The organism is Bacteroides sp. f07 (assembly GCF_042854785.1).
Lineage (GTDB): Bacteria > Bacteroidota > Bacteroidia > Bacteroidales > Bacteroidaceae > Bacteroides.
This window is the reverse complement of record NZ_BAABXI010000001.1, coordinates 1,997,168-2,013,540: the sequence shown is the minus strand read 5'-3', so window position 1 is coordinate 2,013,540 and position 16,373 is coordinate 1,997,168. Positions and strand designations below refer to the sequence as shown.

The 16,373-nt window shown below is 42.3% G+C and carries 9 protein-coding genes; 8 read left to right on the top strand and 1 reads right to left on the bottom strand.

The genetic code is table 11. From position 1 onward, the window contains the following. Positions 1–20 precede the first annotated feature (20 nt). The gene (locus ACGHVY_RS08060) at positions 21–959 is read right to left on the bottom strand and encodes a ribose-phosphate pyrophosphokinase (RefSeq protein ID WP_308745239.1); all 939 of its coding nucleotides are present in this window, start codon (positions 957–959) and stop codon (positions 21–23) included. Positions 960–1,140: 181 nt separating this feature from the next. Here ACGHVY_RS08060 and ACGHVY_RS08055 point away from each other — a divergent pair, with 181 nt between their 5' ends. The 8 genes from ACGHVY_RS08055 to ACGHVY_RS08020 all read left to right on the top strand — a co-directional run bounded on the left by ACGHVY_RS08055 (position 1,141) and on the right by ACGHVY_RS08020 (position 16,373). Continuing rightward, on the top strand, positions 1,141–5,454 hold the full coding sequence (locus tag ACGHVY_RS08055) for a DUF5113 domain-containing protein (protein WP_390598275.1): 4,314 nt from the start codon (positions 1,141–1,143) through the stop codon (positions 5,452–5,454). A gap of 34 nt (positions 5,455–5,488) precedes the next feature. Next, positions 5,489–6,217, top strand: a complete 729-nt coding sequence (locus tag ACGHVY_RS08050) for a DUF5932 domain-containing protein (protein ID WP_308745241.1) — start codon at positions 5,489–5,491, stop codon at positions 6,215–6,217. Between the two features lie 37 nt (positions 6,218–6,254). Further along, a complete protein-coding gene (locus tag ACGHVY_RS08045; RefSeq protein ID WP_390598273.1) occupies positions 6,255–7,709 on the top strand; it encodes an AbgT family transporter in 1,455 nt (484 codons plus the stop codon). 99 nt (positions 7,710–7,808) lie between these two features. Continuing rightward, the gene (locus ACGHVY_RS08040) at positions 7,809–8,396 is read left to right on the top strand and encodes an RNA polymerase sigma-70 factor (RefSeq protein WP_390598271.1); all 588 of its coding nucleotides are present in this window, start codon (positions 7,809–7,811) and stop codon (positions 8,394–8,396) included. A 78-nt stretch (positions 8,397–8,474) separates the two neighbouring features. Further along, positions 8,475–9,497 carry a FecR family protein gene (locus ACGHVY_RS08035; protein WP_390598269.1) on the top strand — a complete coding sequence of 341 codons (1,023 nt, stop codon included), beginning with the start codon at positions 8,475–8,477 and terminating at the stop codon, positions 9,495–9,497. 133 nt (positions 9,498–9,630) lie between these two features. After that, a complete protein-coding gene (locus ACGHVY_RS08030; RefSeq protein WP_390599662.1) occupies positions 9,631–13,017 on the top strand; it encodes a TonB-dependent receptor in 3,387 nt (1,128 codons plus the stop codon). Positions 13,018–13,045: 28 nt separating this feature from the next. Then, positions 13,046–14,860, top strand: a complete 1,815-nt coding sequence (locus ACGHVY_RS08025) for a RagB/SusD family nutrient uptake outer membrane protein (RefSeq protein ID WP_390598268.1) — start codon at positions 13,046–13,048, stop codon at positions 14,858–14,860. 73 nt (positions 14,861–14,933) lie between these two features. Continuing rightward, positions 14,934–16,373, top strand: a complete 1,440-nt coding sequence (locus ACGHVY_RS08020) for a sulfatase (RefSeq protein WP_390598266.1) — start codon at positions 14,934–14,936, stop codon at positions 16,371–16,373.

The following is a 16,373-nucleotide window of genomic DNA, read 5'->3' as shown; positions in this document are numbered from 1 at the left end:
TATTAACGAAATTTGTTCGCTTAGATTATGTATTGTGAACTGATAGATTCGTTATTCATAACGCGTTTGATTGTTTCAGCAAACATGTCGGCAATACTCAACTGTTTTACTTTCGCGCATTTCTTAGTGTAAGGGATACTGTCGGTAAATACCATTTCCGTCAGACCGGACTCTTGTACACGGAAAGATGCCGGATCGGACATCACACAGTGGCTGGCAATGGCACGTACAGATGCTGCACCGGCTTCCATCATGATGTTGGCAGCTTTGGTGATTGTTCCTGCTGTGTCTACAATATCGTCAACCAAGACAACATTCTTGCCTTTTACATCACCAATGATTTGCATGGAAGCAACTTCATTCGCTTTCTCGCGTGATTTGTTACAGAGTACCAATGGCACACCAAGGTATTTGGAGAAAGTGCTGGCACGTTTTGAACCACCTACGTCCGGTGTGGCAATCACCAGTTCTTCCAATTGCAATGACTGGATGTAGGGGAGGAACACTGCTGATGCATACAGGTGATCTACCGGGATATTGAAGAATCCCTGAATCTGGTCTGCATGCAAATCCATGGTAATCAGTCGGTCGATACCTGCAACAGAAAGCAGGTCGGCTACCAACTTAGCTCCGATGGATACACGTGGTTTGTCTTTTCTGTCCTGACGGGCCCATCCGAAATAAGGGATTACGGCAACAACGCTCTTTGCAGATGCACGCTTTGCAGCGTCAATCATCAGGAGAAGTTCCATTAAGTTGTCTGAGTTTGGGAAAGTGGATTGAACCAGGAATACGTGTGCGCCACGAATTGACTCCTCGTATGAAACCGCAAATTCACCATCGGCAAAATGGGTTATGTTCATATTTCCCAAAGGGCAATTCAGGCTTGCGCAGATTTTTTCTGCAAGATATCTCGAGTTCGTTCCCGAGAATACCATAAAGGGTGCTTTTTCGCTCATTTTATAATAGATGTTTTACCTATTTGTTAATTTGCCTGCAAAGGTAGGAATTTCTCTTATTATTTAGAAGGACTTATTGTATAAAAAATATTTTTCTCTCCAATCTTATCGGAAATATTTGTAGATTTGCAATAAATAATGGAGAATATCCATTATCCGTTGTTAATTATCCGATAATAAAATGAGTTCACGCTTTCCTTTATATATAATAGGTGTAGTGTTGTTCACCTCTTTCTTTTCGTGCACTGATATGGTGCCGACCAAAGAAGTGCGTCTGATTGATTCACTGAACGGGAAAGCGTATGCTTTTCGTTACCGGAATCTTGATTCTTCCTATAGATATGCTGAACAGGCTTATCGTCAGGTAAACTTCTATAAATCGGGGAAAGCTGAAGCTTCAAATAACCTGGGATTCTGGGCTTATATGAACATGGATTTCGATCGTGCCGAAGCCTTGCACAAAGAGGTGTACAAACTGACTAAAAACGAACTCGAACTCCTGATTGCCGACATCGGGCTGATGAAAATTTGCCAGCGAACGGCAATGAACAAAGAATTTTATGATTACCGGAACAGTGCGTTGAAGCGTATGAAGCGTATCCGTGAGGAAAGTGACTTGTTCGCCGACAGGCATGAGAAGCTTCGCCTGGATTATGCTTTTACGGAGTTCTTCATCGTTTCTTCCATTTATTACTATTATCTTCAGCAACGGCAGGAAGCGGTTGCCTCGCTCAATCGGATACCGGAAGATGAAGCGTTGGCAGACACGAACCAGTTGCTTTATTATCATTATATTAAGGGTTCGGCTTCTTTGGTGGAAGCTGACAAACCGGAAGATAGAAAACTCCGTGAGTTCGATCATCTTTATTATACGTGGCGGATGGCTGTTCGGAGCAATCATCCTTATTTTGAGGGAAATGGTCTGCAGGGGCTTGCCAACCTAATGATTTCTTCCAATAACTTCGATTTTTTTCAAACAAGACGGACACATGCGTTAGAACAGTTTGACTTTCCGATAGATTCACTTTTACCTTTACGCCTGGCACAACTTGCGCTCGAAAAATTCCGCGAATATAATGATTTGTATCAGATTGCCGGGGCTTATGTGTCTATCGGAAAGTATCTGAATGTACATGGCCGGTATTCGGAAGCGCTGGATACATTGACGAAAGCATTAAATTGTGTAAACCGACATCATATGCTCTATTATCATAACGAGACGGATACATTGGATAAGTTATATACGTTTGCCGAAGGGGATACGACTTACACGGGTGTACCGTGGATTATGCAGGAGAACGTAAAGACTGTCCCCGAATGGATTTCGAGGATCCGGGAACAACTGAGTGTGTCGTATGCAGGTTTGGGAATGAAGTATGCATCTGATTACAACCGGAATATATACTTGGATATTCTGAATTTTACCCGTCAGGACAAGGAGTTGGAAAGTCGTTATGTCTCACTGGAAGCCGGTTCACGGCAGATGACACTTGTTCTTTTTTTGGTGATTGTCGGGTTGGTGCTGGTGGTTATTCTTTGGTGGTTTTTCAATAAGCGTTCCAAAATAAGAAATCAGGTTGACGTGGAACGTTTGCAACAGATTCTGGGACTTTGCCGGGATATTACTTCTTCTATTCCGATGAATGTTCCGTTGATTCAGGAAGGGATAGACCAATTGTTCGGGAAAGGGCGGATGAGACTGGATATCCCCGAAGAGGGCAAAGCGGCGCTTGTTCCTATGCATCGGCTGAATCGCGATGAAAAGGCTTTGGTGCATGTGTTGGAACCTTATATTATTTGGGCGGTCGACAATGAACAGATGGTGGAAGCATTGAGTGACGAACGGATGAAGTTGGAAAAACAACGGTATATCTATGAGCAGCACATTGCGGGAAATAAGCGTCAGAATCTGATAAAGAAAGCTTGTATGGCTATTGTCAATGGTATCAATCCTTATATCGACCGTATTTTGAACGAGGTGCACAAGCTCACGGAGAAAGGATATATTGATGATGAAAAGATAAAGAAGGAGAAATATCAGTATATTGACGAATTGGTCACTACGATTAATGAGTATAATGATATCCTGGCTCTATGGATTAAGATGAAGCAGGGAACGCTGAGCTTGAATATCGAAACGTTCAGCCTTGACGAACTGTTTGAGTTGCTGGGAAAAGGACGGCGTTCCTTTGAGATGAAAAAGCAGACGCTGGAGATTGAGCCGACCGCCGTTATGGTGAAAGCAGACCGGGCACTGACTCTGTTTATGATTAATACGCTGGCGGAGAATGCCCGTAAATATACTCCGGAAGGAGGTATTATTAAAGTTTATGCACATACTACGGATACATATGTGGAGATTTCTGTGGAAGATAACGGAAGAGGAATTTCGGAAGAAGATGTGGCGTGTATCATAGGTGAGAAAGTATATGACTCGCGTGTGATTGGCATCAAGAATGCGGAGAATCCGGAAGAATTAAAAGAAAATAAAGGCAGTGGTTTCGGATTGATGAATTGTAAGGGAATCATTGAGAAATATAAGAAAACCAATGAACTGTTCCGGGTGTGTACTTTTAATGTGGAAAGTGAACTAGGAAAGGGAAGCCGTTTTTATTTCCGTTTGCCTTTGGGAGTGCGTAAGGTGCTCGGGATATTGCTTTGCCTGTTGCTTCCTATGGGAATGGTATCTTGCCAGCATGATCCGATTCAGCCTACGTTGCAGGGGGAAGATTCGATAGTGGTAGCTACGGACTCTATTTATGAGGATTTGCTGGATGCTGCGTCGGACTATGCCAATGCAGCGTATTTTGCCAATGTAGATGAGAATTACGAGCTTGCTTTGCAATATGTGGATTCTGCCATGTTGTTGCTGAACGAGCATTATGAGAAATATGCGCGTCCCGGACGTCCGCATCGTTATATGAAACTTGTAGGTACGGGAATACCTGCTGAAATCAGTTGGTGGAACGAATTGTTTGATTCGGATTATCATGTGATTCTGGACATAAGAAATGAAGCAGCGGTTGCTTTTTTGGCCTTGAAACAACTGGATGCATACAGTTATAATAATTCGGCTTTTACGGATTTGTATAAGTTGCAGGGAGAAGACCAGACATTGGAAGCATACTGCAGACAGTTGGAACGTTCGAACACCAATAAGACGGTAGGAATTATCTTGTGCTTTGTCTTGCTGGTTGTTTCTTTGGTCGGGTATTATTTTTTGTATATGAGGAAGCGGTTGCAGAACCGGTTGAATCTTGAGCAGGTGCTCGAAATAAATCAGAAGGTATTTGCGGCATCTTTAGTCAGGCCTCAGGAACAGGAGGATGCGGAAGCGCTTCAACGTGAGGAAAGTACACTCAAGGAAATACCGCAGCGTATTGTGGATGAAGCGTTCGGTTCCGTGAATGAATTGCTGGCAATTGACCGGATGGGAATCGCGGTATATAATGAAACGACGCATCGGTTGGAATATGCTTCGCGTCCCGGACAGGAAATGCCGGAAATGGTGCAGCTGTGTTTTGATTCCGGTGAGTATCTTGCCAATCAACATCTTCTGGCTATCCCATTGAGAGTGGAAGCGGGGGGAGAACATCAATGTGTCGGTGTGTTGTATTTGGAGCGTAGGGAAGGTTCGGAGCAGGAAACAGACCGTTTGCTGTTTGAGTTGGTGGCTCGTTATGTGGCTATTGTAGTATTTAACGCAGTAGTGAAGTTGGCTACGAAATACCGGGATATTGAGTCGGCACACGAAGAGACGCGCCGGGCTTCTTGGGAAGATAGTATGTTGCATGTACAGAATATGGTGCTCGACAACTGTTTGTCTACGATTAAACATGAGACGATTTATTATCCGAATAAAATCAAACAGATTGTAGGACGGCTGAACGTACAGAATCTTTCGGAAAAGGAAGAGCGCGAAGCGGTGGATACTATGACGGAATTGATAGAATATTATAAGGGTATCTTCACTATCTTGAGTTCGTGTGCTTCCCGTCAGTTGGAAGAGGTTACTTTCCGGCGGACGGTGATTCCGGTGCAGGAGCTTTTTGATGCTGCCGGAAAATATTTCAGGAAGGTAATGAAGAACCGGACGGAGAGGATAGAGTTGGAGATGGAGCCGGTGGAGGCAAGAGTAATAGGAGATGTGAATCAGTTGCGTTTTTTGTTGGAAAATCTGATTGACGAAGCGTTGACGGTTCGTGAAGACGGTGTGCTTCGTTTGCAGGCTCGCAGGGATGATGAGTATATTCGTTTTCTCTTTACGGATAAGAGACGTGAGAAGAGTGTAGAGGAGTTGAACCAATTGTTTTACCCGAATCTGGCACGCATGACTTCCGGTGAAAAAGGGGAGTTGCGCGGTACGGAATACCTGGTATGCAAGCAGATTATCCGTGACCATGACGAATTTGCGGGACGCAGGGGATGTCGCATTAATGCCGAGCCTGCTGCGGGTGGAGGATTCACGGTTTATTTCACTGTTCCGCGCAGATAAAAAAGAAAACACCTAAAAGTTATTAGATAAGGAAATGGAAGAACAGAAGTTTAAAGTTATTATTGTAGAGGATGTAAAACTGGAGTTAAAAGGTACAGAAGAGATATTCCGCCACGAAATACCGAATGCGGAAGTGATTGGCACTGCCATGACTGAGAGCGAATTTTGGCCGTTAATGGAGGCACAACTCCCTGATTTGGTATTGCTGGATTTAGGACTGGGTGGTTCTACTACTATCGGGGTGGATATTTGCCGGAATATATTTAAACGCTATAAAGATGTCCGTGTACTGATTTTCACCGGTGAAATTCTGAATGAGAAGTTGTGGGTGGATGTACTGAATGCCGGTGCCGACGGAATTATCCTCAAGACAGGAGAATTATTGACCAAAACAGATGTACAGGCTGTGATGGATGGTAAGAAACTGGTTTTCAACTATCCGATTTTGGAAAAGATTGTAGAGCGTTTCAAAAAGTCGGTTGCCAATGATGCGAAGCGTCAGGAAGCGGTAATCAGTTATGATATCGACGAATATGACGAGCGTTTTCTCCGCCATCTGGCATTGGGATATACGAAAGAGATGATTGCGAATCTGAAAGGTATGCCCTTCGGCGTGAAATCATTGGAAAAAAGGCAAAATGACCTTATCGGACGTCTTTTCCCAAATGGAGAACGGGTGGGAGTGAATGCTACCCGATTGGCTGTCCGTGCATTGGAATTACGTATTATTGATTTGGATAATTTGGAAGCCGACGAGGAATAGACAAAGGGAAACTGACGAAGAATAAACCTGAAAAGCGATGAAGACAAAATGGCGCATGCCCCATCCTGCTACGATGTTCATGCTGCTGACAATGGCAGTGGTCTTTCTTTCATGGATATGTGATATCTATGGATTGAAGGTGACATTGCCGCAGACCGGCGAAGATATTCGTGTACAAAGCTTGCTGAGTCCGGAAGGAATCCGCTGGTGGTTGAGGAACGCTATTAAGAACTTTACGGGATTTGCTCCGTTGGGCATGGTGATTATTGCCATGTTCGGATTAGGAGTTGCTCAGCACTCAGGTTTTATTGATGCATGTATCCGTATGGGGGTGGGTAACCGTAAGGAGAAGAGGAAAATTATCTTGTGGGTGATTGTTCTCGGATTGTTGTCGAATACTATTGGTGACGGTGGATATATTATCTTGCTGCCTATTGCCGCCATGTTGTTTCAGTGGGTGGGACTTCATCCGATTGCGGGAATTGTGACGGCTTATGTCTCCGTGGCGTGCGGGTATAGTGCCAATATTGTGTTGAGTACGATGGATCCGCTATTGGCTCATACCACACAGGAAGCTGCGTTGGCTCAAACAGGCTACCAGGGTAATACGGAACCTCTTTGCAATTACTTCTTTATGAGTGCTTCGACGGTAGTAATTACTGCCATTGTTTATTGGGTGACCCAGAAATGGCTTCTTCCCAGGTTAGGTAAATATGAAGGAAGTGTAAAAGTGGAAGGTTATCGTCCTCTATCGCGTAAAGAGAGGCGTGCAATTATGATTTCTATCATTGTAGCAGCTATTTATGTAGTCCTTGTTTTATGGCTTACTTTTTCCTCTTATGGCATTTTGCGTGGTGTGAACGGCGGTCTGATGCATTCACCTTTCATTGCCGGTATCTTGTTCCTTCTCTCTTTGGGAGCGGGCATTACGGGGATGGCGTATGGCTTTAGTTCCGGTCGTTATCGCACGGACAATGATGTGATTGAAGGGTTGACACAGCCCATGAAACTTCTAGGCGTCTATTTCGTAATTGCTTTCTTTGCCGCTCAGATGTTCGCCTGTTTTGAGTATTCTCATTTGGACAAATGTCTTGCCATAATGGGTGCCGAGTTACTTTCTTCTTTTGAGCCGGCTCCATTGACGGCTTTGGTCTTGTTTATCCTGTTTACGGCATTTATTAATCTGATTATGGTATCTGCTACTTCCAAATGGGCTTTTATGTCTTTCATCTTTATTCCTATGTTTGCGCAGATGGGAATCTCACCGGACGTAGCGCAATGTGCTTTCCGTATCGGAGATAGCTCGACAAATGCCATTACTCCTTTCTTATTTTATATGCCTTTGGTGCTGACTTATATGCGGCAGTATGATAAACAGATAACGTATGGTACATTACTTAAATATACCTGGAGATATTCACTGGCTATCTTGTTTGCCTGGACGTTATTGTTTATCGTCTGGTATTTACTGAAGATACCGGTAGGGCTATAATACAAAGATGGATGGCAAAGTTCCGGTTTTATCAGCCGGAATTTTTTATTTCTGAATTATTTCCTATATTTGTAATCGTTCTTTTAAGAAAAACAACGAATGAATTTACCGGAAGTCTCTGAAAAGCTAATAGAACAATTAAATCATGGTAATATTAAGGCATTTGATAAAATCTATCATACGTACTATCTGTACTTGTGTGCAATAGCTGTTTATTATGTACATGACAAGCGTGTGGCAGGAGAAATAGTGAATGATGTCTTTGTCGCTTTTTGGCAGAATCGTCATCATATTACTCATCCGGTGCTTCCGTATTTGAGGCGTGCCATTCAGAATGCAAGTATCAGCTATCTTCGTTCTTCTTATTTTAATGAGAAACAGATGACGGAACAGATGGAGGAAATATGGGCTTTTCTTGAAAATCATATTCTTTCTTCTGATAATCCTCTGCAGGCTTTGGAACATAGCGAAATGAACACAATCATTATGAAGAAGGTGGAAGAACTTCCTGCCAGATGCCGTGCTATATTTAAAGCAAGCCTGTATGAAGGAAAATCGTACAGTGAAATCGCAGAGGAGCAGAATATCAATGTCGCGACTGTTAGAGTACAGATGAAAATTGCATTGACTAAGCTGCGCGAATCACTTGGTACACCATATATGATAGCAATTTTGATGTTTCTCTAAAAAAAATCGCATTTCTTTTAAACGTATTTTTTTCTTTTGCGTATCTAGTTATATACACCCATAGAAAAAATACGCTTTATGAATAAGTTTTATGATATAGAGGAGTTGGAATTACGGATCAGCAATTATCTGTCCGGTAGTTGTACGGAGGAAGAAAAAGAAAATCTACTTGCCTTTTTGGCGTCCAATGAGGATGCTACCAATACTTTCCGGGAAATGTCTGCCGTATGGGCTGTCTCTTCTGTTCCCGCATTTGCAAAGGATGAAGATATTAATCTATCACATATAAAAGAAGAAATTGCCGCTTCTGAAGTGAAAACTACCCGAACACGAAAGTTGATCCCTGTTTGGCTGAAGGTGGCTGCCGCAATTATTTTGTTGTTAGGTTGCAATTATTTTTGGTACACTTATACTGAAAATCTAACGGAAGTATATACAAAAGCGGATTCTCCTTATGAAATTAAGGTGCCTGCCGGTTCGCGGACGAATATTGTGCTTCCCGATGGAACGGAAGTTTCTTTGAATGCAGGTTCTGTTTTGCGCTATTATCGGGGATTCGGCATTCGTGGACGTGATGTCACTTTAGATGGTGAAGGATATTTTAAGGTGGCAAAAAATGAGAAAATTCCTTTCTTCGTTAATACGAATGGTGTGCAAGTGCGGGTAGTGGGAACTGTGTTCAATGTCCGTGCTTATGATGACGATGACTATGTGATGGTATCACTGTTGGAAGGTCGTGTCAATTTATCCGCTTTGTCCGGTTCTGAGATGAAGTTATTCCCTAGCGAACAGGCTTTGTATAAAAAGAATACGGGACGTATGGAAAAGATGAAATCAAATGCAAGTACCGCCTGCGACTGGCTGGACGGTGGCTTGACCTTTGAGAATGTCTCGTTTGAGGATATTGCGCATCGACTGGAACGTAAATTCCAGGTGAAGATTAGAATTGAGAGTGAACGTCTGGGTGAGGAACATTTCTCAGGATGCTTCAACAGCAATCAGAGTATCGATGATATATTGGAAGAAATCAACGTTGAAAAGCAATATACATGGAAAGTGAGTGGCGACACAATCTTTATAACGGATAAAAAAAGGAGGTAAAATAAAAGAAAATATAGTATATGATTGGGAACATGACCGGTAGATATACGGGCGGTTCGTCGATATATAGAAAGATATTAGTTAACCTTTAATAGTGAAAAATATGAGATTAATAGTAAAGAAGATATTATTAATGCTTCTGCTTTTGTCTGTCGGAAACGTTTTGGCTGGCTACCAGTTGTCAGCGCAGGAACAAAGCAAGAGATTCAATGTAAAAGTAGATAACGTAACTTTAAAAGAAGCCATTGAAGTCATAAAGAAGTCCGGAAATTTTTCTTTCCTGATTCGCAATAATGATATTGATTTGAGTCGAAAGGTTTCTGTAGATATAAGTAATGGTACAATCAATGATGTAATGGGGCAGTTACTGACAGGTATGAATGTCAGTTATGAAGTGAACGGAAGCAGAGTAATCATGTTCCATGCAGTGACTCCTCGGAATGAACAAGGTAAATCATTTCTTTTGAAAGGTCAGATTACCGATCCAGCGGGGGAGGGAGTGATTGGCGCGAATGTGAAAGTGCTGAATTCTACCGAAGGTACGATTACGGATATGGATGGTAATTTCTCATTGATGGTTACCTTGAATGATCGTCTGTCTGTTTCTTATATCGGATATGCTACTCAAGAAGTGGTAGTGAAAAGCCAGCGTCCTTTGAATGTTACCCTGAAAGAAGATACCCGTTTGATAGACGAAGTAGTGGTTGTCGGTTACGGTGTGCAAAAGAAGGCAAACCTGACAGGCGCAGTTAGTAGTGTGAAGATGGATGATGTATTGGGTGACCGTCCGGTAGTTTCCGTTAGTGATGCTTTGAAAGGGGTGATGCCCGGTTTGCAGATTACCGGTAATTCAGGAAGACCCGGTGAAGAAATGAGTTTCAATATCCGCGGTGTCAATAGCTTGGATAAGAATGGAAAACCGCTGGTGCTGGTGGATAACGTGGAGATGGATATTAATATGCTCGATCCGAACGATATCGAATCGGTAACGGTTCTGAAAGATGCAGCCTCTTCTGCTATTTATGGGGCTCGTGCAGCGTTTGGTGTGATTCTTATTACTACCAAGAAAGGCTCGGACGCCACTAAGCTTTCTATCAATTATTCAAATAACTTCTCATTTAGCAGACCTGCCAATATGCCACATAAGGCTACTCCGCTTCAAACGGTACAAGCTTATAAAGATATGGGAACAATCAATTATCAAAGCGGGCAGAATGTGGATACCTGGCTGGATTTATTGAAGGAGTATAATGCCAATCCGTCTGCTTATCCGGACGGTTATGCGATGGTAGGCGGACTCCGGTATAGCTTGGCGGAAACAAATCTTTTTGATGATATGATGGAGACAGGCTTCCAGCAAACTCACAATATCTCGGTAGGCGGTGGTACGAAAGATATTTCTTATCGTTTCTCTTTCGGTATGGTAAATGAGAATGGTGTCTTGAAGTCGGATAAGGATACATATAAACGATATAATGTTTCTTCTTATCTTCGTTCAGATGTGTTCTCGTGGATTACTCCTGAACTGGATATAAAATATACGAACTCTAACTCTTCATTACCTGAAACTTCCGGTGGATATGGCATATGGGGAGCAGCGGTAGCATTTCCTTCTTATTTTCCTACCGGAACAATGAATATTGACGGTGAAGATTTACCGATTAATACTCCCCGTAATTTGATTAATCTGGCATATCCGACAACCATTCAAAAGAATAATCTTCGTATTTTCGGAAAAGTGACGATTACTCCTATGAAGAATGTGAAGTTGATAGGTGAATATACATTCAATCATTTGAGCAACGAGAAAACGAAGTTTGATAAGAAATTCTATTATGCCCATGGTGGTAACTTTGTAAAAGAAGTTTCTACAGCAAATTCCAAGTACGAATATTCCAATGGTATTACTGATTATAATGCATTGAACTTTTATGCTAATTATAATAATTCGTGGGGCAAGCATGATGTTACTGTAATGGGAGGTTTCAATCAGGAAAGTAGTGATTACCGGTATGCTGAAATGTCGCGCATGAACATGATTAATGAGGATTTGCCTTCTATTTCACAAGCGACGGGGGATTATTTTGCTAAGGATAAATTCGAGCGTTATACAGTAAGAGGTCTGTTCTATCGTATCAACTATTCGTTCGCCGGCAAGTATTTGCTTGAAACGAACGGACGTTATGACGGTTCTTCCAAATTCCCGAAGAACAGCCGTTTTGGTTTCTTCCCTTCGGTTTCTGCCGGATGGCGTATCAGTGAAGAAGCATTTATGCAACCGCTGAACACTGTTTTGTCTAACCTGAAGTTGCGTGGTTCCTGGGGTAATATTGGTAATCAGAGTATCACTCCTTATGCATATATTCCCGGAATGGATGCCGAACAGGCTTACTGGACCGTCTCCGGTATCAAAGTGACTACTCTGAAACCAGCTTCTTTGGTGAGCAATAGCTTTACCTGGGAAAAGGTGACGACCATTGATTTTGGTTTTGACTTGGGACTATTGGATAACAGGCTGAATATGGTGTTCGACTGGTATCGCAGAGATACAAAGGGTATGCTTGCTCCGGGAGCTGAACTTCCGAGTGTATTAGGTGCAAGTGCTCCTTTACAGAATACGGCTGACCTTCGTTCCAAAGGTTGGGAAATCTCTGTAGATTGGAATGACCGGATAGGAAAAGTGAAATATAACCTGGGATTCAATCTTTATGACGCTAAGACTAAGATTACTAAATACAACAATGAAACAGGTTTGTTCGGTAAAGATAAGAATGATAAGGATACTTATCGTGTAGGAATGGAATTGGGTGAAATTTGGGGATATGTGACCGACCGCTTGTACACTGTGGATGATTTCGATGAGAGTGGAAAACTGAAACCGGGCATTGCTAAGGTAGAAGAATATAATCCGAACCCGGGAGATATATTGTATAAGGACTTGGATGGGAATGATATCATCAATAGTGGTACGAGTACAACGAAAGACCCGGGCGACCGCAAGATTATAGGTAATAGCACCCGTCGTTATCAGTATGGTATCCATGGAAGTGCCAGTTGGAACGGATTCTCACTGTCTTTCCTATTGCAGGGAGTAGGCAAACGGGATTTATGGGTTATGAATGACTTGTTCTATCCGCACTACGATGCCTGGACTACTGTCTATGACTCACAATTGAATTATTGGACCCCGGAGCATACGGATAGCTACTTCCCGCGTATTTATGAGAAAGCTGCCGGAAATACTGCCGCCAATACACGTGTTCAGACTCGTTATTTACAAGACGGATCATATTTGAGTATTCGCAATATAACGCTTTCTTATAATTTCCCGTCCAAGTGGATAAATAAGATTGGGATTAATAACCTGGCAGTGTTCTTTAGCGGTGAGAATCTTTATACATTCGACCATCTTCCGAAGGGACTCGATCCGGAACGTTCTGTTACGGATGATTTGGGACAGCGCGGCTTTACTTATCCGTATATGAGACAGTATTCGTTTGGTATAAACGTTTCATTCTGATTGTATCACAACTTAAAGAGTAATTATTATGAGTAAATATATACTATGTGTAAGCGTTAGTCTTTGTTTGTTGGTGTCATCTTGCTTGAACGACGAGTTCTTGGAAGTTTATCCGAAGGGACAGCAAACAGAAGGTTCAGTCTTCACGACTAATGATAATTTTAAAACGTATGCATGGGGACTGTATAATGTGTTTTTCGGATATACGTATGATACGGGACAGACGGATGAAATATTCCGTGGCGATTTCGAATCGGATAATATGATAAAAGGATTGGCGGGATATGAAGGACAATGGGCTTATGGAAAGGCAAAAGCTACGGATGAATCCAAAGATTGGGATTATGATTATATTCGTCGTGTCAACTTGATGCTTGACAATATTGATAATTCGGAGATGAATGAAACCGAAAAGGAGCACTGGAGAAGTGTGGGATATTTCTTCCGTTCTTATAAGTATTTTCAGATGCTTTCCAAATTTGGTGATATTCCCTGGGTAGAACATGCTCTGACGGAAGAGAGCCCGGAACTCTATGGAAAACGGGATAGCCGTGATTTGGTGGCTTCCAATATTCTTTCTAATCTGAAGTATGCGGAAAAACATATCGGCAGTGATATTCTGGTCGATGGGAAAAATACAATTAATATGTATGTAGTGAAGGCTCTAATTTCCCGTTTTGCCTTATTTGAAGGTACTTGGAGAAAATATCATGGTATGTCGGACGCGGATACTTATTTAAAAGAATGTGCCCGTGCTGCCGGAGACGTGATAGAGAAGTATCCGGATATCCATCCTCAATATGATGAATTGTTTAATTCGGAAACATTGGATGGTGTGACAGGAATTCTTTTGTATAAAGCCTATGAAACCGGACAATTGATGCATGGCCTGACTCGTATGGTGCGTACCGGTGAATCTTATATTGAAGCTACAAAAGATGCGGTAGACAGTTATTTGTGTAAGGACGGACGGCCTGTCAGTACGACAACAAGCAATTATGGAGGTGACAAGAATATCTACGGACAGTTCCGTGACCGCGATTATCGTTTGTATTTGACAATATGTCCCCCGTATATGGTAAAGAAGGACAAAGGACCGAGTACATCTGAATGGCAATATACGGATAATGAGGAAGATAGGGAATTTATCGATCTTATGGCTACGATTTCCGGTGAGACTTATCATCGTTTGCCGTCTTCCAACTTTAAAGGATTTACAGTCCAGGGACAGCCGCACTTTAAAAATATGAATTGGGGACAGGGATGGAATGCTTCTCAAATGGGATTTTGGGTTTGGAAATATTATAATACTCATACGGTGGCGACCAATGCCAATGGTGTAAATACAACAGATGCTCCATTGTTTCGTGTAGGTGAAGTGATGGTGAACTATGCCGAAGCTATGTGCGAACTGGGTAAACTTGACCAGCCTGCCGCTGACAGGTCAATCAATAAACTTCGTTCAAGAGCCGGCGTTGCTAAGATGATTGTGGATGATATTGATGATGATTTTGATACGGCTCGTGATCCTTCTGTTCCTGCTCTATTGTGGGAAGTGCGTAGGGAGAGACGTGTGGAGTTGATGGGCGAAGGTTTTCGTTTGGATGACTTGCGCAGATGGAAGAAAGGGGAGTATGTCAATAAACAACCATTAGGCGTTTATGTGACAGAAGCTTCAGCTAAGAAACTGAAAGTGACAGGCGGCATAGGTGCTGATGATGGTTATGTTTATTTCTACGATGCTCCGCTTGGATGGCAGGAACATTATTATTTGTATCCGTTGCCCTTGAAGCAATTGGCTCTGAATACGAATTTGGAACAAAATCCGGTATGGACTAAGTAATATTAAGTTAATAATATATACAAGACCTGTGATATTTTAGTATATTGCAGGTCTTTAAAATTTAAAGTGTAAAATGAAGAATAGAATCCCGGTAAAATACACGCTTCTTTGCGGAACGGCTTGTTGTTTCTCTTCTATGATGCGGGCGCAACAGAATATATCCCAAATGAATGTGCTTTTCATAATGGCCGATGATATGCGTCCTGAGTTGGGGTGTTATGGAGTGAAGGAAGTAAAGACACCCAATATGGACCGTTTGGCTGCAAGTGGTGTCTTATTTCAGAATGCATATTGTAATATACCTGTGAGCGGAGCGTCCCGTGCCAGTTTATTGACGGGGGTATATCCCCAATACCCGAACCGCTTTATCAGTTTCTCGGCTTATGCCAGCAAAGATTGTCCCGAGGCAATACCTGTTTCAGGATGGTTTACACAGAATGGCTATCATACCGTTTCGGATGGAAAAGTATTTCATCATATGAGTGACCATGCAGATTCATGGAGCGAGCCGCCTTATCGAAATCATCCGGACGGGTATGACGTGTATTGGGCGGAATATAACAAATGGGAACTTTGGATGAATTCGGAATCTGGAAAGACTATTAATCCGAAAACGATGCGCGGACCTTTTTGTGAGTCTGCAGATGTGCCTGACACTGCCTATGATGATGGCAAACTGGCAAACCGGGCTATTCGTGACTTGAAACGTATGAAAGATATAGGCAAGCCTTTTTTCCTGGCTTGCGGTTTTTGGAAACCTCATTTGCCATTCAATGCTCCGAAGAAATATTGGGATTTATATAAGCGTGAAGAGATTCCTTTGGCTGCCAATCGTTTCAGACCTGAAGGATTACCCGAACAGGTTCGTAATTCGACTGAAATATATGCTTATGCACGGGTTACGGATACGAGCGATATTGACTTCCAGCGAGAAGTGAAGCATGGATATTATGCTTGTTTGAGTTATGTGGATGCGCAAATAGGAAAGGTCTTGGATGCGTTGGATGAATTGGGATTATCGGAGAATACGATTGTTGTTCTGCTGGGAGATCATGGATGGAACTTGGGCGAACATGATTTTGTGGGAAAGCATAATCTGATGAATACTTCCACTCATGTTCCGCTGATTATCCGTGTGCCGGGAATGAAAAAGGGAAAGACAAAATCCATGGTGGAATTTGTTGATTTATACCCGACTCTATGCGAGCTCTGCAAACTTCCTGTGCCTGGTAAGCAACTGAGCGGGCAAAGTTTTGCCGGAGTTTTCAGAAACCTGAAAGCTAAGACTAAAGATGAAGTTTATATTCAATGGGAGGGTGGAGATAATGCTGTTGACCAGCGATATAGTTATGCCGAATGGATGAAAGGGGATGTGAAGAAAGCTGGCATGCTGTTTGACCACCGGATTGATAAAGCAGAAAATAAGAATCGGGTAAATGAGAAGAAGTATAAGGATAAAGTTGAATCGTTATCTTCTTTTATCAAAGTAAAGAAAACATCAATAAAGAAATAG